Source organism: Glaciecola siphonariae, assembly GCF_042652645.1.
GTDB classification, from domain to species: domain Bacteria; phylum Pseudomonadota; class Gammaproteobacteria; order Enterobacterales; family Alteromonadaceae; genus Glaciecola; species Glaciecola siphonariae.
On sequence record NZ_JBHSGU010000001.1, the window covers coordinates 145,637 to 164,306 of the forward strand.

Annotated in this window: 16 protein-coding genes; 10 read left to right on the forward strand and 6 right to left on the reverse strand. The window is 46.5% G+C overall.

All coding sequences use genetic code 11. From position 1 onward, the window contains the following. Positions 1 to 342: 342 nt before the first annotated feature. A complete protein-coding gene (locus ACFO4O_RS00720) occupies positions 343 to 3,084 on the reverse strand; it encodes a M16 family metallopeptidase (protein ID WP_382405304.1) in 2,742 nt (913 codons plus the stop codon). A gap of 348 nt (positions 3,085 to 3,432) precedes the next feature. On the opposite strand from ACFO4O_RS00720, the gene ACFO4O_RS00725 reads away from it, so the two are divergent. Both ACFO4O_RS00725 and ACFO4O_RS00730 read left to right on the forward strand, forming a co-directional pair. Next, on the forward strand, positions 3,433 to 3,921 hold the full coding sequence (locus ACFO4O_RS00725; RefSeq protein WP_382405482.1) for a retropepsin-like aspartic protease family protein: 489 nt from the start codon (positions 3,433 to 3,435) through the stop codon (positions 3,919 to 3,921). Between the two features lie 68 nt (positions 3,922 to 3,989). After that, positions 3,990 to 5,876: a DUF885 domain-containing protein gene (locus ACFO4O_RS00730; protein WP_382405305.1), complete on the forward strand. Its 1,887-nt coding sequence runs from the start codon at positions 3,990 to 3,992 to the stop codon at positions 5,874 to 5,876. A gap of 242 nt (positions 5,877 to 6,118) precedes the next feature. On the opposite strand, the gene ACFO4O_RS00735 is transcribed toward ACFO4O_RS00730, so the two are convergent. Next, a complete protein-coding gene (locus ACFO4O_RS00735) occupies positions 6,119 to 6,316 on the reverse strand; it encodes a hypothetical protein (RefSeq protein WP_382405307.1) in 198 nt (65 codons plus the stop codon). Positions 6,317 to 6,976: 660 nt separating this feature from the next. Here ACFO4O_RS00735 and ACFO4O_RS00740 point away from each other — a divergent pair. Further along, the gene (locus ACFO4O_RS00740; protein WP_382405308.1) at positions 6,977 to 7,711 is read left to right on the forward strand and encodes a hypothetical protein; all 735 of its coding nucleotides are present in this window, start codon (positions 6,977 to 6,979) and stop codon (positions 7,709 to 7,711) included. Positions 7,712 to 7,850: 139 nt separating this feature from the next. Here the strand turns inward: ACFO4O_RS00740 and ACFO4O_RS00745 are convergent, their stop codons facing one another. After that, positions 7,851 to 9,074: a saccharopine dehydrogenase family protein gene (locus ACFO4O_RS00745; protein ID WP_382405309.1), complete on the reverse strand. Its 1,224-nt coding sequence runs from the start codon at positions 9,072 to 9,074 to the stop codon at positions 7,851 to 7,853. A gap of 72 nt (positions 9,075 to 9,146) precedes the next feature. Between ACFO4O_RS00745 and ACFO4O_RS00750 the strand changes: the two genes are divergently transcribed. Both ACFO4O_RS00750 and ACFO4O_RS00755 read left to right on the forward strand, forming a co-directional pair. Beyond that, complete coding sequence (locus tag ACFO4O_RS00750) at positions 9,147 to 10,463, forward strand: ABC1 kinase family protein (RefSeq protein WP_382405310.1); 1,317 nt, start codon at positions 9,147 to 9,149, stop codon at positions 10,461 to 10,463. A 152-nt stretch (positions 10,464 to 10,615) separates the two neighbouring features. Continuing rightward, complete coding sequence (locus tag ACFO4O_RS00755) at positions 10,616 to 11,677, forward strand: mechanosensitive ion channel family protein (RefSeq protein WP_382405312.1); 1,062 nt, start codon at positions 10,616 to 10,618, stop codon at positions 11,675 to 11,677. A 13-nt stretch (positions 11,678 to 11,690) separates the two neighbouring features. Here the strand turns inward: ACFO4O_RS00755 and ACFO4O_RS00760 are convergent, their stop codons facing one another. Beyond that, a complete protein-coding gene (locus ACFO4O_RS00760; RefSeq protein WP_382405313.1) occupies positions 11,691 to 11,999 on the reverse strand; it encodes a DUF6482 family protein in 309 nt (102 codons plus the stop codon). Between the two features lie 329 nt (positions 12,000 to 12,328). Between ACFO4O_RS00760 and ACFO4O_RS00765 the strand changes: the two genes are divergently transcribed. Together ACFO4O_RS00765 and ACFO4O_RS00770 are read left to right on the forward strand one after the other, a co-directional pair. Then, complete coding sequence (locus ACFO4O_RS00765; RefSeq protein ID WP_382405314.1) at positions 12,329 to 13,234, forward strand: DUF3014 domain-containing protein; 906 nt, start codon at positions 12,329 to 12,331, stop codon at positions 13,232 to 13,234. After that, positions 13,234 to 13,800, forward strand: coding sequence for a DUF1285 domain-containing protein (locus ACFO4O_RS00770; RefSeq protein WP_382405316.1), 567 nt, complete (start codon positions 13,234 to 13,236; stop codon positions 13,798 to 13,800). Before ACFO4O_RS00765 ends, ACFO4O_RS00770 begins: the two co-directional genes overlap by 1 nt. 21 nt (positions 13,801 to 13,821) lie before the next feature. On the opposite strand, the gene ACFO4O_RS00775 is transcribed toward ACFO4O_RS00770, so the two are convergent. Beyond that, positions 13,822 to 15,369, reverse strand: coding sequence for a methyl-accepting chemotaxis protein (locus tag ACFO4O_RS00775; protein WP_382405317.1), 1,548 nt, complete (start codon positions 15,367 to 15,369; stop codon positions 13,822 to 13,824). 121 nt (positions 15,370 to 15,490) lie between these two features. Between ACFO4O_RS00775 and ACFO4O_RS00780 the strand changes: the two genes are divergently transcribed. The 3 genes from ACFO4O_RS00780 (at position 15,491) to ACFO4O_RS00790 (ending at position 18,309) form a co-directional block, all read left to right on the forward strand. Then, a complete protein-coding gene (locus ACFO4O_RS00780) occupies positions 15,491 to 16,795 on the forward strand; it encodes a metal-dependent hydrolase family protein (protein WP_382405319.1) in 1,305 nt (434 codons plus the stop codon). Positions 16,796 to 16,927: 132 nt separating this feature from the next. Next, a complete protein-coding gene (locus ACFO4O_RS00785) occupies positions 16,928 to 17,515 on the forward strand; it encodes a YqaA family protein (protein WP_382405321.1) in 588 nt (195 codons plus the stop codon). A gap of 47 nt (positions 17,516 to 17,562) precedes the next feature. Continuing rightward, complete coding sequence (locus ACFO4O_RS00790; RefSeq protein ID WP_382405322.1) at positions 17,563 to 18,309, forward strand: class I SAM-dependent methyltransferase; 747 nt, start codon at positions 17,563 to 17,565, stop codon at positions 18,307 to 18,309. Between the two features lie 94 nt (positions 18,310 to 18,403). On the opposite strand, the gene tusA is transcribed toward ACFO4O_RS00790, so the two are convergent. After that, positions 18,404 to 18,664, reverse strand: coding sequence for a sulfurtransferase TusA (gene tusA, locus ACFO4O_RS00795; RefSeq protein WP_382405323.1), 261 nt, complete (start codon positions 18,662 to 18,664; stop codon positions 18,404 to 18,406). Positions 18,665 to 18,670: the final 6 nt, after the last annotated feature.

An 18,670-nucleotide genomic window follows, 5' to 3' on the forward strand; every position in this document is an offset into this window, starting at 1 on the left:
TTACTTAATGACAAGATAGCTTAGCTTTTTCGCAAGGTCAAGCTTGCTTTACATTTTGTTAGATAAATCGGACAAAGTGAGGGGAAGCTTAAAGTTTGTAGAATCAGATATCTAAATCAAGACATTGAAGTTACATTGTTCCAAGGAGATCGTGGTATGCACCACGATGACGATTCTTCGCAACGATGATGGTTCTTAGTAACGTCGACGGTTCTTAGTAACGTCGACGGTTCTTTGAAACGATAAGGATTGTTTATAATGACAAAAAAGCTGAACGTTTTTACGGTTCAGCTTTCAATGATTGACTTTGCTTTTTAGCGCTTTTGAATAGCGCGATAGATATTAAAGCTCGCTCATATCTTTCACGCTCACTTCACCAATGCCGGCGGCCTCTACTTCAGCCTTAATTTTACTGGCATCACCTATAATCACCCAAATTAGCTTTTCAGGATGGAGCACTTCATTCGCTGCATTCGATAAGTCAGCGGTGCTAAGCCCTTGATACTGCTGTGGTAGGGTCTCTGGGTAGTTTAATGCTCTTGCAAATCGATCGCTTGCCAACAAGCTCGCCAGCACTGCCCCTGATGTTTCGTATTGACCCGGGAGTGAGCGCACATTATCTAGCACAACTCGGTTGAGCTCAGCTTCGGTGGCCGGTTTGTCGCCTTTAAACGCGTTAAGCTCTTTTACTAGCTCTTGGAGTGACGCGCCTGTTTTGTCGGTTTGCACAGGTGCGTATACCATGAACGGGCGCTGAGCTCGTGCTTCTTGCAAAAAGGTATATGCGCCATACGCCCATCCTTTGTCTTCACGCAGGTTCATGTTTACGCGAGCGGTAAACGCCCCGCCAAGGGTGTCGTTCATCGCAGAAATAGCGATATTGTTTTCAGCACCTGTTGGCGGCGCTAAATGTGCGGCCAATATCAGCGATTGCGATGAGCCTGGACGGTCAATAATAATCGCTCGGCCCTGCTCAGGCAGCTTAGCATCTGCAATCACTTTGCTAGGCTTTTCACCTTCCACATCCCACTTACCAAACACCTTCTCAAGCTGTGGTTTAATTTCGCTCATACTGGTATCACCCACCACAAAAATCTTGCCATTGTCGGGGCGCATCCACGTGTTTTTAAAGCTAATAAGGTCGTCTCGCGTGATACTGGCAACAGCTTGTTCTGTGCCGGTGCCGGTAAAAGGAATGCCATAAGCGTGGTCTTCACCATAAATAAGTGGCGGCAAAACGGTCAGAGCAATCGACACAGGTTGTGCACGCTGCTGCGCGATACCGCTTAAAATTAAGCTACGCTGCCGCTCTATGTCATCACTCTTAAAGCTCGGCTTGAGTAGAACATCACCAAGCAACGACAGTGAAGGTTTCATATTTTCTTTTAGCATCGACATGCTCACCGATGTGGTGTCAAGGTTAGAGCCGGCAGACAGCTCTGCTCCGAGCTTTTCAAGCTCCGCCGATAGCTCTAATGCGTCGTATTTGCCTGCACCTTCGTCGAGCATTTGTGCAGTAAAGTTTGCCAAGCCAAGCTTGTTGCCTTTGTCTGCTGCATAGCCTGCATCAAACTGCACCGCGACGTTTATTACCGGCACCGTTGAACGTTTTGCTAAGAAAACCTGCATGCCGTTAGCTAAGGTCGCTTGCTCTATTTCTGGGAAGCTAAGTGATGTTTCCCCCGTTACATCAGGCAAACCTGTGCTTCGGTCTACGCCATTTGGTGCGCTGGTATATTCAGGGAAAGGCTCCACCGTTACCTGATGCCAACCATCTCCCAACCACTTACGTGAGGCATTTAATACATTCTTTGGTGTCGCTTTATCTAGCAATGCAAGCTGACTTTTAAAATATCCTGGGTCGCTAGCAAGAAGCTCGCCTTGAGCAAGCGTTTGTGCTTTGCCAGCAAAACCGCCTACCTCTTCAAGACCTCTAATAATAGTGGCTTTCGTTTTTGTAGAAACTAACGCCACTTCACTTTTACTGGGGCCTTTTTTCAAAAAGTTAGCCATAATCTTGTCAAGCTCTCGCTCCACAAGCGCAGTGTCTACGCCATCTTTTACATCCACCACAACACCAAAAATAGACGCCATTTGCAGCTCAAGATTAAACACCGAGGCGCCAGTAGCGATCTGCTGGTCGTATACCAATTCTTTATACAGTCTAGAATTTTTACCGTCGCCCAACACGCTGGCCGCTACGAACAAATCGGTCGACACAGGGTTGGTGTCTTCAGGCCCTACCCACACTCTATAAATCCGGGTTTGAGGAACCTTGTCTTGCATAATTTCGCGAGAGTTTGACGTGCGCTTTGGCACCCATGCTTCCCATTTTGAAAGCGCGGGGCCTGCATCAATATCAGCAAAATACTTTTCAACAAGGGGCCGCGCTTCTTCAACGTTGATATCTCCGCTCAATACCAATATGGCGTTAGCCGCGCCGTAATACTGTTTAAACCATGCTTCAACGTCGTCAAGCGATGCAGCATTTAAGTCTTCCATAGAGCCTATGGGTAAATGCGCATAAGGATGTCCAACAGGAAAAATCCCCGGAATAATGCGGTCAAATACCTTCCCATATGGCTGGTCTTCGCCTTGGCGCTTTTCGTTTTGCACTACTCCGCGCTGCTCGTCTAGCTTATCTTGGGTAATTGCACCTAAAAGATGCCCCATACGGTCAGATTCCATCCACAGAATTCGGTCTAGCGCGGGGGTGGGTACTGTTTGGAAATAGTTCGTTCGGTCAAAAGAGGTGGTCCCGTTCAGACCCGTCGCCCCAACCTCTTGCAAAGGACCAAACCATTCATCGTCATAGTTTTCAGTGCCGTTAAACATCAAATGCTCAAACAAATGAGCAAATCCGGTCTTGCCGGCTGGCTCGTCTTTTGAGCCTACTTTGTACCAAACTGCGACAGCAACAACAGGTGCTTTCCGGTCTTCATGCACCACAACGGTTAAGCCATTATCGAGCTGGAATTTTTCAAATGGAATATCAATCTCTTGCGCATGTGCAGGCATTAGCCAGGCAAACATTGCCACTACGCCGCACGCTATTGTTTGTTTTAGCCTATTATGACCTTTCATTATTATCTCCAGTGTCATCTTGCAGTATTGATTAATAGTAATTTACATTGCGAGTGAAGCCGTATTCGCTGCCGTTTTTTGCTGGCTAGTAGGCTTACGATATCTGTATAACCTTGAACATCTGCACATTACGCGTCTGATTCAGTTCGTACCGTTGCTTTTTTGCAAAACAAAGGCGATTTGCCCTATAGTCACCATTCATTATGTAAGCAAACGCTAATCAAAACCAGTCAAGCTTGCGTACTAAAATGTAAATAAGTATGTAATTTACACTAACTTACAGGAGCCCTGCCATTGAACTCACCTAACGAGCCTTCAATCGAACCGAATTCGGGTAACACCTCGGGAATGGGAATGTGGATGATTGTGGCCGCTTGGGTGCTAGGCTTAGGCTTATTAGTGGCTTACTTTTCGGGCATGCTTGAAAAACGCGAAAATCCTAATGCTTCGCCTGTTTCGGTGAGTAGCGAGGCTGGGGTGTCGGTAGCGCTGGTACAAAATAGAATGGGGCACTACGTAACCGGTGGCAAAATTAATGGTCAAGATGTGACTTTTTTACTTGATACCGGCGCCACTAATGTATCGGTAGGTGCACGATTAGGTGAGCAGCTTGGGCTTGTGCCGGGCAGGCGTTATTTAGCGTCAACCGCCAATGGCACGGTTACCGTCGCGCAAACAACAATCGCTGAGCTAAAAATAGGCGACATTACCCTGTATAACGTCGATGCAAACCTCAATCCCGGCATGGACTCAGACAAAATACTTTTGGGCATGAGCGCACTTAAACATCTCGAATGGACACAGCGCGGCAACACGCTTACCTTGAAAACCTACTAAGTCCATTTATTGTGCTCGCTGGCGCCAACGCGTACGATAGTCAAAACCCAAAATAAAGGAGAAATACCATGCGTAAAACGCTTATTGCTCTGGCAACACTCAGCGCCCTTGCTTCGCTCACCGCTTGCTCTGATGCCCCGCAAAGTAGTGCAAACACAAACCAAGCGGCCTCAACAAGTGAAAGCACCCCAACGGCAGCGGTTCAAACTGAAAGCCAGCGCTTGAACGCATGGTTTGAGCAAAAATACGAATATGAACTGCTCAAAAGCCCGATAATGCTAACGTATTTGGGCCGTACTGAGCATCAAGACTCCTTTGGTGACTTATCGATGCAAGCTTATAAAGAAGGCATTGAGCGCACCAAAGCCAACTTAGCAGAATTGAAAACTGAGTTTAACTACGATGCCCTTGATGAAAACACCCAGATTGCTTACGACTATTGGGTGTATCAATCTGAGCAAGAAATTAAAGCAGACGAGTTTGCAGAGAACTCTTATATATTTGATCAAATGACAGCCGTTCACAGCTCATTTCCTCAAATTCTCATAGCCTTGCATGATGCATCGACCGAGCGCGGTATTGAGGATTATTTACTGCGTATTTCTGCTACAGGCGAGGCGCTTGATCAACTTATCGAAGCTTCAAAACACAACGCAAGCAAGGGCGTTCGCCCGCCTTACTTTGCCTTTGATGCGGTAATAAACGAGTCTAGAAAAATCATCTCCGGCGCCCCCTTTGACGAGGGCGATGACAGCGCAATTTGGGCCGATGCCAAGAGCAAGCTCGCCAATTTAGTAGAACAAGGTATTTACACACAAGAGCAGGCCGACAGCATGCTCGAGTCAATTAAAAGCGCGCTACTTTTTGATTTTAAACCCGGGTACGAGCGCTTAATAGCCTGGCAGCTAGAAGACCAGCCCAACGCCACTGAACAGGCACTAGGCGCAGGAGAATTACCCAATGGGCAGGCTTATTACAACGAGCGTTTGGCCAATCAAACAACCACCACATTAAACGCTGACGAAGTACACGAAATTGGTCTTAAAGAGGTTGCTCGTTTACGCGGCGAGATGGAAAGCATCAAAACAGAATTTGGTTTTGAGGGCACCTTAGCAGAGTTTTTTGTATTTTTGCGCGACACAAAAGACGATGAGCGCTTGTATTATCCAAATACTGAGGAAGGACGCCAAGGCTACATTGATGATGCAACCGCTGCAATAAACAGGATCAAAGCGGTACTGCCCGAGTATTTTGGCATTTTGCCTAAGGCAGATATGGTTGTTAAACGTGTTGAAGCCTTCAGAGAGCAAGATGGCGCGGCTCAGCACTATTCGCCGTCCACACCAGACGGTTCAAGACCCGGCGTGTATTATGCGCATTTGTCAGACATGACCGCCATGCCAAAACGTGAACTGGAAGTTATTGCCTATCATGAAGGTTTGCCCGGCCATCATATGCAAATAGCCATATCATTGGAGCTTGAGAACGTACCGAGTTTTATTAAACAAACCTATTTGCCTGCATATGGCGAGGGTTGGGCGCTATATTCAGAATGGTTAGCAAAAGAAATGCCCGGAACCTATCAAGATCCATTGTCGGAATTTGGGCGTTTAGGATCAGAAATATGGCGAGCCATCCGATTGGTAGTAGACACCGGCCTGCATGCTAAAGGCTGGAGTGAGCAGCAAGCCATCGATTATTTCAAAGCCAATTCAGCGGTAACATCAGCCCAAGCAGAGTCGGAAGTGAGACGTTATTTGGTGCTGCCTGGTCAGGCAACCAGCTATAAAATTGGCATGCTCAAAATTCAAGAACTCAGAGCTAGAGCAGAAGAACAGTTAGGTGACAAGTTTGATATTCGGATGTTTCACGATACCGTGCTTGGCGGTGGAGCCTTGCCACTCACCATATTAGAGCGCAAAGTAGACAACTGGATTGCTTCCGTGAAGGCCTAACTTTAGGCATGATGCTGGGCCTACGGCCTATGGTTTTAGGTCTATCGTTTTAGGTCTATCGTTTTAGGTCTATTGTGCAACACTATGATGTAACATAAGGCGCCACCATCGATTAGCCATGCCAAGATATGTTTATCCGAAGCGGTGTTGCACATGTTTCCGCCGCTTCAACTCTAGGCAAAGGATACATACAGCAACAATTTCATGGGCGAACGACTCGCACATCCAGCAAGCGAAGGCGTTTAGCCATCTACCTTTTCTTCAGGTGTTTTTGATGATTCTTGGGTTACGGCTTGGGCTTTTTCTTCTTGCTGCTCCAGCTTTTTGTACTTAATGATATCTGCACCAAGAGAGCGCTCTACAGTCTTCCGGCCTAAATACGCAACGGGGGAATATGGGTACTTTCTCTTAAACAATTTTTTTAACGTGTTTAGTTTCATAGTGTTTTTAAAAATCTCCTATATGTTTGCGCCTTTGCGCGACATTGCAAACAAAACTTTGACACCAAGCGCGAATAATAAATTCAAAGAGCGTGCATTATTTTGTATGCTCCTGCACGAAATAATTTTGCAGGTGATATTTCCTAACCTAGGGTCTCTTGATGTTTGCTATACTTTTTATCTCGTGTTTTATCTAGCTTTGCTCAGTGAGACTCGGTTTTGCTTGCCTATTCTCGCAGTGCTTTAGCCTTCTAACACATAACCAAGCGTTTTGACTTAGCAACTTGCTCTCAAGTCACCTAAGCAGAATAATCTAAAAAACTTAAGCAAAACTGCGAGGCTTAAGTACTCGGAACAAATCCGATGCAAAAGTGTTATTCATAAGTTCTTATCAAGAGTGCTTATACGAATATAAGCACAAATGATGCCATAAAATTTTAATTTAATCTTCATAAAACTGTCATAAAAATGTCATAATAGCGCACTAGCGACACCGCTTAATAGATGCCTAAGCATTTAGCTTTCACAATTTTAAGCATGACAATGCCGAGCGCAGCGCATAGGTTCGTGAATTTTGAAAACACTCGCTAAGCGTTGAAGGTGTCAAAGGCAGAGTGAAATAGCCAAAGCCTAATGCAATAAATTATTAAGGAGATTAATTTGCTTCGTGATTTTTCACGTATTATCAGCGTGCTTTTTTTGGCATGCATAAGCTACTCTCAGCATTCCCACGCAAGTATTTCAGGCGTGATGGGGCCTGATATAGACCCAACAGATCGCAGTATTCAATTTAGAATTGCCGATTCGTTTGGCGATGATGAAGCTCAAAGCGACAAGTTAGCTTATCGTTTACATTATCAGTATGCGTTTAACGACACATTCCGCGGGCGTGTGTTGGTGCAATACCGCGAGAAAAACAATTTTGAATACGACTTTTTTCGGGCTGAAATGCTCTACAATTTTAAAAAACGTAAAGCGGGCGAGATATTTTCAAGCGCCTTACGTTTTGATTTTCGAACCCGCCGAGGAAGCAGAGCCGAAGAAATTGCGGTAAATTGGGGCAGTCAGTGGCTTTTGAGCAATGGCTATCGGTTCAGAACCACGCTTATATTAGGGCAACAGGTGGGGGCTAATCGCCAATCAAATGATTTGAGCGTGCAAACTCGTGCCAGCGTGGGCAAAAAACTTGAAAATGGTCTGCGCGTAGAGCTGCAAATGCTGAATCAACACGGAGAGCTGGGCAATTTTGGTTCATTGGGCGAACAAGGATTTTTACTCGGACCATCGGTAAGTGGAAAACTAGGCCGCTTTCAATATGAATTTCGCTATTTGAATGCCCTTACCAGCACGCAAAAAGACCATAACTTCTTTTTCAGAGTCACTACTAGGCTATAAACCATCGGAACTGTAGACTGTTTATAGCCCTTTATTTTTGACGCTTTTATGTCGTTTGGGTGCTGCTTCTGTGCTGATTGTGCGCCGCCAATGCACCCCTTACTCGTGTCACTTTTTGTCTTGCTCAATGAGCAAGAGCCTACATTTCTCTTACCTGTACGCCTGCATGCTCTGCTAGTCGCTTCATCAGCGGCGCTGCTAGAGCAGACGCAGGCGTCCAAAATCCGCCCTTAACACCCTCGGCGTCCTTTGCTAGGCAAAGGGTAAGCTGCGACAACATTTTTGCAGTCGAGCCATAACCTGGGTCTTTGTCGCCATACACCTGCACAACTTGCATTGCGCTTTGCATGGTCCTGACATTCGGATCTTTTGGCAGCGCTGCATAAAAGCGCATGTCAAACATGCCCTCTTCTTGCTGCTGTTTGCTTGGTCCTTCTCCAGGCTTAGGCAAGACATACTTGCTCAACAAATTTCGGATAGGCCCAATGCTGGCTGCGCCAACAAATGCGCCTAAAACAAGGGTGGTAAGCCACGCTGTGCCAGCGCCTTTTGCCGACATAGCCTCGTCGTACATAAAGTCTTTGCCGTAGCGATTGTTCAGCAAGGCATTAGAGCGATGCACAATACGTTCATTGATTGCCGCCATCACAAAAGGCATGGTCCAGAGTTCAAGCTCTTCGTCATATTCAGCCTTTTTATGCACCTTTTGGCGCTTACTGAAATCGTGCCCCTGTGGACACAACAAATAAGGGTTTAAGAGCTGACGCTTGAGGTCTTGATTAGCGCCTGCCTCTTTAAGCACATTGAGCAAGCTTGCTACCGTGCCGCCTGATGCCGTGCCTTTCACCTTTCGCACTCGCATTTTTATCTGCTTAGCTGGCTCGCCGGTTTTCTCAATCGCAAGGGTTTGCGACAAGTACACCCCTAAATCTGATGGGATAGAATCAAAGCCAGCACAATTGACGATACGAGCACCCGAAGCCTTAGCTTGCGCTTCGTATTTATCGAGCATAGCTTTTATCCACTGAGGCTCGCCGGTGAGGTCGCAATAATCTGTGCCGCTCTGCGCGCAGGCCGCCACCAAAGGTTCACCATAAAGTGCATATGGCCCCACGGTTGTAACCACCACTTTAGTTTGCGCACACATTGCGCTTAGGGCCTCAGCATCTGTTGCATCGGCAACAAAATGTTGGATTTCGTTTAGTTTAAATTGAGATTTAAGCGAAAGTAGCTTTTGTTCGTCACGACCAGCAATGGCCCAACTAAAACTCTCGGCAGAATACGATGCTAAGTATTCAACCATGATCTGACCCACAAAGGAGCTAGCGCCATATAAAATGAAATCTAATTTTGACTGAGCCATGATGTTACTATCCTTTATCTCGTTGTTGGGGCTTAAGCGCCATGATTGCGCAAACATACACAAGTGAGACACATGAATCAAAACAAAGCGAGTAAAATCCCGGCTTCTCGTCTTTCTCGTTTAGGCAAGCTTGGCAAAATGGCGGGTAGTATTGCCACAAGCGCCCTTGGCAATACCGCCAGCCAGTTGTTAAAAGCGCAGCGCCCGTCTGTTCAATCTACCTTGCTCACCAGTACCAATGCGTCAACCTTAACCAAGCACTTAAGTGAAATGCGCGGAGCCGCCATGAAGGTCGGACAAATGCTGTCGATGGATGCAGGCGAGTTTTTACCGCCCGAATGGGAGCCTATTCTGGCTACCTTGCGCCAAGGCGCCGACTCCATGCCTAAAACGCAGCTGCTTAGCATGCTAAACGCCCATTGGGGCAACAATTGGGCAAATCATTTTTCGTATTTCAGCTTTGAGCCGGTAGCGGCAGCGTCGATTGGTCAGGTGCATAAAGCGCAGCTTAAAACCGGAGAGTGGCTCGCGGTTAAAGTGCAATACCCTGGCGTGGCGCAAAGCATAGACAGCGACGTTAACAACATTGGGCGCTTTATTAAACTCAGCGGTATGCTGCCAAAAGGCTTTGACCTAGACACTATATTGCAGCAAGCAAAAGCGCAGTTGATCAGCGAGGCTGACTATGCCCAAGAGGCTGAACATATGAAAAATTTTGCGAAGCTTCTGCAAAACCAGCCGCAGTTTTTAGTGCCTGAAGTATATGCGCCTTTGAGCAATCAACACATATTGTGTATGTCATTTATTGAAGGAGTGCCTATAGAGTCACTTTGCGAGAAAAATGTGCGCGACCAAGACAAACAAGCGGCAATTAACGCGCTATTTCGTTTAATGTTGGCAGAGCTTTTTGACTATGCGCTTATTCAAAGTGACCCCAACTTTGCAAACTATTTATATGCGCCAAAGAGCAAACAAATTGTATTGCTTGATTTTGGTGCGTGCAGGCCCATTCCTGATAACATACAGCGCCACTACAAACAAATGGCCTTGGGCATGCTGGCGCAGGACGTTAACGCCATGCAAAGCGCTATGCGCGGGCTCTCACTCATTAATGATTCGATGACCAACGAGGTAGAGAGCGTGATACTTAATGCATGCTTAATGGCGAGCGAGTGCTTACAGACAAATCATTATAATTTTAAGTCACGCGAGTTGATTCAGCGCTTATACGACAGCACAAAAGTGCTAATGAAAGAGCGCAGCGTCATTGAACCACCAAACTTTGACGTGGCATTAGTTAACAGAAAAGTGTCGGGTATGGTTATGTTGGCTAATAAATTTTGTTGTGACGTGAGTCTTAAAGAAGCGGTGGAAAAATACGCAGACTGACCAGAGCAAACATCAGCCACATAAAGACATTGCTTAAGCGCTTGGGGCTTGCTCTAATATCGCGATACGGGCTCATTGGCGAGCTTTAACAAAACTAACGTTACCAACAGAGCAAAACGCCAACGTAATGCCTGTCTAACCGAGGCTACACCATGCAAGAAATCCTTTCCAACGCCATCACGCTCGGCATTGGCCTGCTACCATTTTTGGTACTGCTGATGTTTACGCTCCTTATTTTATGGGTGCTACACAAGGTCTTACTTGGCAAAGAAGGCTTAAGCGCGTCTGAGAAGTTACCGCGCCAATTAATTTTGCTGCTGGCTTATGTGATTAGCATTGTGGCTTTGGTTATTTCACTGCCCATTGACCCCAGCATACGCAATCAAATGCTTGCGCTAATTGGCGTATTACTCTCTGGCGTAATTGCGTTCTCGTCTACCAGCATTGTGTCTAATTTAATGGCCGGGGTAGTGATGCGCATTACAAAACCTTTTAGAACGGGTGATTTTGTGAGATTAGACGGCCATTTTGGACGAGTGACTGAACGCGGTTTATTTGATACCGAGGTGCAAACCGAGCAGCGAGAGCTTATTCATTTTACCAACAGTTATATGCTGGCCCATCCCCTTCAGGTTGTGCGCTCCTCTGGCACTATTATTTCGGCCAATCTGTCGCTAGGCTATGACTTGCACCACAGCCGTATTGAAAAATTGCTTATTGAGGCCGCTGAAAAAGTATCGCTCAGCGACCCGTTTGTGCAAATTATTGAGCTTGGCGATTTCAGTATTAGCTATCGCGTATCTGGCCTGCTCACAGAAGTAAAAAGCATGATCTCAGCGCGTTCGAAATTAATGGCGAGCGTGTTAGATACCCTGCATGGCGACAATATCGAAATTGTATCACCTAGCTTTATGAATCAGCGCAGACTCGACGACCTACCGCCTCTTATTGCCAAAACCAGTGAGCAAGAAACTGCACAAAAAGCGAGTGCAAAACAAGCGCAAGAGCCGCATCCAGAAGATATCATCTTTGATAAAGCAGAAGAGGCTGAAAGCATTGAAAAGCAGGAGCACAACCTACTAGAACAAATTGCGCTTTTGGAGACCAAATTAAAAACGGCTCATGGCGAAGATAAAGAGAAACTGCATCATCGCTTAGTCATGAAACAACAACGTTTAGTGAGCGTGCGTCAGCACAAGGCAAGCGAAGACTAGTCGCTCTGCATGCTTAATAAGGCTGCTGCATAGAGAAAGGCATCGACATAGACGGCTCTGCCTTGTTTGGATTGCCAATCATTTCATCGTATGGAGAGTCGTGCACCATCACCGCTCGGTCTACCTCGCATTGCTCAAAGGCGTCGCGTATTTGCTGAGAATTATGAAACCGCATGGGCCGGTCGGCATCGTCGTATACAAAACCATCGCCCTGTGGCGTATAAAGTTTTACCAGATATACATTCATCTCAAATGATTGCACCTCTAAAGTGTTAATGGCAATCGGGGATTTTTTAATGTCGGCGATTAAAAATTTATGCATATAGGCGCTCGCTTTAACGTTGTCATGCTAATTGAAGTCAAGGCCGCCATCACGCCTCTTTCAGCGCTAATTCCATGAATTTGAGGGAGAACTTGATCAGCTTTAAGCCAACTTTTACGCGCAGTTGCTTGATAAGTTCATCGTTTCGTACATTTTCACGCTTTCATTTTCGCGCTTTAAGGCGTCTATATTTGCTGCGGCGCGTATAAAACCACATGAAAATAAAGGAATTAATTGAAATATCTATAGTCAACACCATGTTTACCATATAAAACATAAGTGCAGGTGGTTAAAAAAACTAACACGTACTTTCAGCAACGGAGAATGATATGAGCGAAGAAAACAGTCAAATGCAGCAGATGAAACCCTACATCATTGTCGCAGGGGTACTATTTATATTGCTCATTGTATTGGTGTTCTGGCCAAGCAGTGACGATGCAGATGAGGGCGTAAACACAAGCTTGAGCGGCACGGTTGAAATGCCAGCTACCGGCACTGAAGTGCCACCGGCGATTGAACCGGTACTCAGCGAAGCACCAGCCGAAGAAACCGAAGTATTTGCGCCGCCACAAATGCCAACAGAAGTGGTGATAGGTGAAGAGTCTGAAGCGGTCGAAGCACTTGAGCCAGTAATTGAAGAGGCAGAAGAAGTCGCGCTCGATGTGAGCGACGCCGCGGTGAAAATGGCGGTTGTGCAGGCTATCCGCTCACCGAAGATCAGCGAGTTTTTAACAAGCGACGCTTTATTGCAAAAGTTTGTAATTAACGTAAACAATCTTGCCAATGAAGAAATCACCTTAAGAGACAACCTACTCACTCCGCCTGAGCAAGACTTTTCGGTGTATAGGCAAGCAGACAAAATTTGGATAGACCGAAGCTCGTTTGTACGCTACACGCCATATATTGATGCGCTTGAAACTGTTGACACCGATGAGCTACTCAAAGCCTATGAATCGTATAAACCGACCCTTGTTGAGAAGTTTGCAGAAATTTCTCGCCCCGGTGAAAGTTTAGATGCCACTATTATCCGGGCGATAGATGAATTGCTCGACACGCCCTTAGTGCCGGTGCCGATTGAAGTAATATCTGAAACCGTAATGTACAAATTTGCCGACCCTAAACTTGAAGCGCTGTCGGGACCGCAAAAACAGCTTGTACGCATGGGCCCTGACAACATGCGACGCTTTAAAGACGTGCTGCGCGACATTAAAGCCGAGTTAGAAGCAAAGCAATAATGGACTTGTTTTCGTTGCAGCAGCAGCTTAGTGCAGGCATGAAAGGCACACCTGAGGATTCCGAGTCAAACTCGCCGCCGGTAGACCGTTGGAATCCTGCGTTTTGTGGCGATATGAATCTTGTGATTAAACGCAGTGGGCAGTGGTGGCATGAGGGCACGCCGTTTACGCGTGCGCCATTGGTTAAGCTTTTTGCAAGCGTGATTAAAAAAGAAGACGAGAAGTACTTTTTAGTCACACCTGTTGAAAAAATTGGAATTACCGTAGAAGACGTTCCTTTTGTGATTATTGATCACAGCGAACAAGACAATGTTATACATGTAACAACCAGTGTTGGTGAGCGCTTTACTATTAACCAAGACCACCCTGTGGAGCTTAGAGAGTTTGACGGCCACCCGGTTCCGTATTGCAAGGTACGACGTAACTTGTGGGCGCGCGTGCATCAAAACGTGCTTTATAGGTGGGTTGAGCAGGCCCAGCAGATTCAGCACAACGGCAAGCTTTCGCTCTACCTACAAAGCGGTGACTATCGCTTTAGCATTGGCAGCATTGACGCGGCTGAATAAACAGCCGCGAGTCACTTCTCATTAGGCTCTGAAGGTTTTTGACAAGCCGCTTAATAGGGTGATATTTCGGTCTAAGTTTGCTGCATTTTGCTGCATCTGTTGGGCCATTGTGGTGTTAGTATCGGCCACCGCTAACATCGCTTCGATACTGCCTTTTACGTTGATACAGTTTTGATTTTGCGCTTGGCTCGCGTTTACGATGCCGTCGAGCAAATTGGCAATATCGTCAATCATGGTATAGATACCCGCAATACTTTGCGCAGATTCGTTGGCTTGCTCTGCACTTTGCATGGCGGTTTCTTTAGAAAAATGCATTTTTTCAACCCATTCTTTGAGCGTGTCGCGCATGGTGTTGGTGCTATTGATAGTTCTTGCCGCCGACTCCTGAGTACGAGTAGACAGCGCCCGCACCTCGTCTGCCACAACTGAAAAACCTCTGCCACTTTCGCCCGCGCGCGCCGCCTCAATCGCAGCGTTTAAGGCCAATAAGTTGGTTTGGTCGGCAATAGATTCAATTTCTCCGATGGTTTGCGCCACTACCTCAGAAGCCTGCATCAATGAGTCGGCAGTATCAGCCGCCTGCTCCACCACATCCGCGAGACTGTTAACACCGTCACGCCCTTGCAAAATAAGTGCTTTTGCCGACGCACATTGTTCATTAGTAGAAGCGACACTCTGATTGGTTTGATTAGTACTATTTAACACCGACTGACTGCCCGCCTCCATCGCGCCAATTGCCTCGGTTATGGCAAACATTTCAGCTTGTTGCCGACTTATACCCAGATTTGTTTGCTCCGCAATTTCTAAGGTTTTATGAGCGATTTGCTCAATACGCTGCGATGCATCCTGCGTGCGCCCGATGATTGTGCGCTGCATGGCTTTTTGCATGCCCAAATGAAAATTAACGATTCCTGATGAACCGCTGCCTCCGAGCACATAGCGGCTCACACTGTCATATTCATCTTTCAAGCTCTGAGCAAGACGCGGGGTATCGATAAGTTCCCCTTTGAATATCACAAGAGCACTTAGCGATAACGCAATGATGCCGAGACTCACAAACCAGCTGGCGCTTAAGCCCGCATATATCGTTAGCGCCAACAGCAATAATAAAAATAGCGCTGATTTTTTCGCGTAATCAAGGCGAAAGCGTGAATCGGACTTACCTGCATTTATGCTGGTGTATAACTCTTCTGCCCGAGTGACTTGCTCGGGCTTAGGCTTGACCCTTACCGATTGATAACCAACTAATGCATCATTTTCATAGATTGGGGTAACAAAGGCGTCGACCCAGTAATAGCTGCCGTCTTTACATCGATTTTTTACAATGCCATGCCAAGACTGACCGGCTTTTAAATGATCCCACATGTCTTTAAAAGCTGCTGCCGGCATATCGGGGTGGCGAACGATGTTATGGCTATGTCCTACAAGTTCATCTTCGGTATATCCTGCCACTTTACAGAAGATGTCGTTAGCATAGGTAATTACACCCCTTGCGTCGGTAGTAGAGACTAATTGTTCGGATTCTTCAAACGTGACTTCGTGGTCTTGGGTGGGTCTATTTTTGGGCATGATACGGGCACCTCTCATGCAAACAAAGTGAAGGTGTTAACTTAGTATATCGACACGAAATCTTTGATCTCAAGGACATATTGTCCTAATGTGTGAACACTCGAAGAAAAAGGTTATAACAATGAAAATAATTCAATCTTTCTCGAAGTGCATACTGATAGCGAGCTTGTCTTTAACGCTCAGCAGTCCTGCACTTTCTGCCACCTACATATATGCCAGCAAAGTGATTACCGCAGAAGACGGTAAAATGAGAAAAGACCTCACCGTTGTAGTTGACGAGGGGCTGATTACCGATATTTTGGACGGTAAGCAACAAGGCTCTGATTCCGATACGTTTGTGGATTTGAGCGACCATACTTTGATGCCCGGCTTTATGGACATGCACACCCACATTACCTTTCAAAATGAAGGCACTGCTGGCTACTTAAAGCGCTTTAGTAACAACGAAGCTGACTACGCTATTGCAGGCGTAGATTATGCGCAAAAAACACTCATGGCAGGGTTTACCACCGTACGAAACTTAGGCGACAGTTACAATGAAACCGTTGCATTAAGAAAGGCCATTGACCGCGGTATCGTGGCAGGCCCTCGTATTTATACCTCGGGCAAGTCTATTGCTACCACCGGCGGACACGCCGATCCTACCAACGGTATGCGCCGCGACTTAATGGGCAGCCCAACGCCTTCTGAAGGTGTTGTGAATGGCGTAGCACAAGCACGACAAGCAGTGCGTCAGCGTTATAAAGACGGTGCCGACCTCATCAAAATAACCGCTACGGGCGGGGTGTTGTCGGTTGCCAAGAGCGGACAAAACCCACAGTTTATGACCGACGAACTCGAAGCGATTGTGCAAACCGCCAAAGACTACGAGATGACAGTTGCCGTGCACGCTCATGGCAAAGAAGGCATGAAACGCGCAATACTTGCAGGCGTTGACTCTATTGAGCACGGCACCTACATGGACGATGAGATTTTTAAGCTGATGCGCAAAAACAAAGTGTATTACGTGCCCACCATATCGGCAGGTAACTTTGTGGCAGAAAAAGCGAAAATCGACGGTTATTTTCCTGCGATTGTGCGCCCAAAAGCCGCTGCGATTGGCCCTCTAATTCAAAACACCTTTGCAAAAGCCTATGAAAACGGTGTGATGATTGCGTTTGGTACAGACGCAGGCGTATCGCCCCATGGTGACAATGCTTTGGAGTTTGAACTCATGGTGAGCGCAGGCATGTCGCCTATGGATGCAATCCGCTCGGCTACCTATAACACCGCAAAACTGCTTAAAATCGATGACAAACTTGGTACCATAGAAAAGAACAAGCTTGCTGATTTAGTCGCAGTTAAGGGCGATCCAATCGACAATATTCGTGTGCTGCAAGACGTAAATTTTGTGATGAAAGACGGCCTGATTTACAAGCAAGACTGATGTTGCTGCAAAGCATTGCCAGGGCGCTTTTTACGGGGCAATGCTTGCCTGTAGGGCGCATCAATTCTCACCAGCCCATTGTTTATGCAAGCAGTGGGCTGATTTCTTTTAGCCTTATTGGACGCTTACCGCTTGGGTACTAGAAAACGTTTAAAAAAACGCATTAAAAAAATGATTCATTCTGAGCATATGCTCCCCAGCATAGGCCTAGCATCGTTTCTTGAATCAACCGTTGTGCCAATTCCCCTTGAAACACTATTGATACCGCTGATGCAGGCCCGTAGAGAGAAACTCTGGCTGATTGCAGCGGTTACTACATTGGGCTGTTTGGTGGGCGCATTGTTGGGTTACTTTATTGGTTACTTTTTGTTTGACTTGCTGCGTGACCCTATCATGACTTACATCACTACCGAGCAAGAATTTGAAACCTTTAAAGGGCAAATGGACACTCATGGGTTTTGGTTTGTGTTCAGTACCGGCGTAACACCCATACCGCTGCAAATTGCGATGTTAATTGCGGGGGTCACTAGCTATTCGCTGTTTTTGTATATGCTGGCCATTACTACGAGTCGCTGCATTCGTTATTTTGGCTTAGCAATACTGGTGTATTTCTTTGGAAACCGAACCGAAAAAATTGTTAGGCGGTATAAATGGCAGGTGGTGGTAGGAATTAGCATTTTGATTGCAGGGTTTATCACTTATAAGATTCTTTCAGCTTAGTCAGATTGTTTGGCTGACATACACATAACAATTAAGAGGATGTTTACATGAAACCATTAATTGCATTAGGGCTCGCCTGCTGCTTTGTATTTACGCCGGCGCACGCCAACGTTGAAGAAAAGCTCAAAGCGGCGATGTCGTCAGATATTAGAAGCCAAGCGGAAGTTGAGCGCGACCGTAACCGTAAGCCTATTGAAACCTTAAGCTTTTTTGGCTTAGAAGACGATATGACGGTGATTGAGCTTATACCCGGTGGCGGATGGTACACAAAGCTGCTTGTGCCGGTATTGGCAGAAAAGGGCACCTATTACGGCGCCATTGGTACAAGCCGTATAGAAACTGCGCTAGCCACTGCGCCCGGCTTTGAGCGCATGAACATTATTGCAAAAGACGCTCGTCTTTACCGCGAAGAAGGCTCACGGTTTTATTCACTTGAGCTAGGTAGCCTCGGCGTGACCGACGCCGATATGGTGGTAACGTTTAGAAACTATCACAACTTTGGCGACCAAGGCCGCGCTGCTATGAACAAAGCTGCGTTTGACGCACTAAAACCCGGCGGCATTTACGCCGTTGTTGACCACACAGCCCGCCACATGGAGCCTATGAACGACAGCAACCGACGACGCTTTGACCCGGTAAAAGCAATTAAAGAGATTCAAGATGCTGGCTTTGTACTGGTAGATTTTGCAGACTTACACTACAAAGAAGATGACGAGCTAGAATACGAAGTAGGCGCCCGTTCAGTAAGTGGCAACACCGACCGCTGGACTTTAAAGTTTATGAAGCCTGAATAAGTCGAGAACCTCATGGAGATCATCGCCTTCGCGATGATGACGGCGATTATAGGATAGAGGATGACAACCCTCGTATCAGGCTTGGTTGTATTACTTATATGCCCTTTCGAATCAAATACCGATAAGGGGCAGCGTCGGTATCTTGAGCTAGTAGCGTGTGGTCCATAAAACGGCAAAAGCTCGGGATGTCGCGAGTGGTGGAGTGGTCGTCGGCGGTAATGCATAAGGTTTCGCCGTCTCGCATCTTTCTTACCTTTAAACGCACCATCATCACCGGCTCAGGGCAGCGCAGCCCTAATGCATCTAGCTGATGATCAGCACTTGCAAATACATCATCTTCATTACGCTTATTCACGCAGTA

Bases quoted from the DNA above. Each gene is read 5' to 3' on its own strand.
- ACFO4O_RS00720 (WP_382405304.1), bottom strand. From the start codon at position 3,084: ATGAAAGGTCATAATAGGCTAAAACAAACAATAGCGTGCGGCGTAGTG.
- ACFO4O_RS00725 (WP_382405482.1), top strand. From the start codon at position 3,433: ATGGGAATGTGGATGATTGTGGCCGCTTGGGTGCTAGGCTTAGGCTTA.
- ACFO4O_RS00730 (WP_382405305.1), top strand. From the start codon at position 3,990: ATGCGTAAAACGCTTATTGCTCTGGCAACACTCAGCGCCCTTGCTTCG.
- ACFO4O_RS00735 (WP_382405307.1), bottom strand. From the start codon at position 6,316: ATGAAACTAAACACGTTAAAAAAATTGTTTAAGAGAAAGTACCCATAT.
- ACFO4O_RS00745 (WP_382405309.1), bottom strand. From the start codon at position 9,074: ATGGCTCAGTCAAAATTAGATTTCATTTTATATGGCGCTAGCTCCTTT.
- ACFO4O_RS00750 (WP_382405310.1), top strand. From the start codon at position 9,147: ATGAATCAAAACAAAGCGAGTAAAATCCCGGCTTCTCGTCTTTCTCGT.
- ACFO4O_RS00755 (WP_382405312.1), top strand. From the start codon at position 10,616: ATGCAAGAAATCCTTTCCAACGCCATCACGCTCGGCATTGGCCTGCTA.
- ACFO4O_RS00760 (WP_382405313.1), bottom strand. From the start codon at position 11,999: ATGCATAAATTTTTAATCGCCGACATTAAAAAATCCCCGATTGCCATT.
- ACFO4O_RS00765 (WP_382405314.1), top strand. From the start codon at position 12,329: ATGAGCGAAGAAAACAGTCAAATGCAGCAGATGAAACCCTACATCATT.
- ACFO4O_RS00770 (WP_382405316.1), top strand. From the start codon at position 13,234: ATGGACTTGTTTTCGTTGCAGCAGCAGCTTAGTGCAGGCATGAAAGGC.
- ACFO4O_RS00775 (WP_382405317.1), bottom strand. From the start codon at position 15,369: ATGCCCAAAAATAGACCCACCCAAGACCACGAAGTCACGTTTGAAGAA.
- ACFO4O_RS00780 (WP_382405319.1), top strand. From the start codon at position 15,491: ATGAAAATAATTCAATCTTTCTCGAAGTGCATACTGATAGCGAGCTTG.
- ACFO4O_RS00790 (WP_382405322.1), top strand. From the start codon at position 17,563: ATGAAACCATTAATTGCATTAGGGCTCGCCTGCTGCTTTGTATTTACG.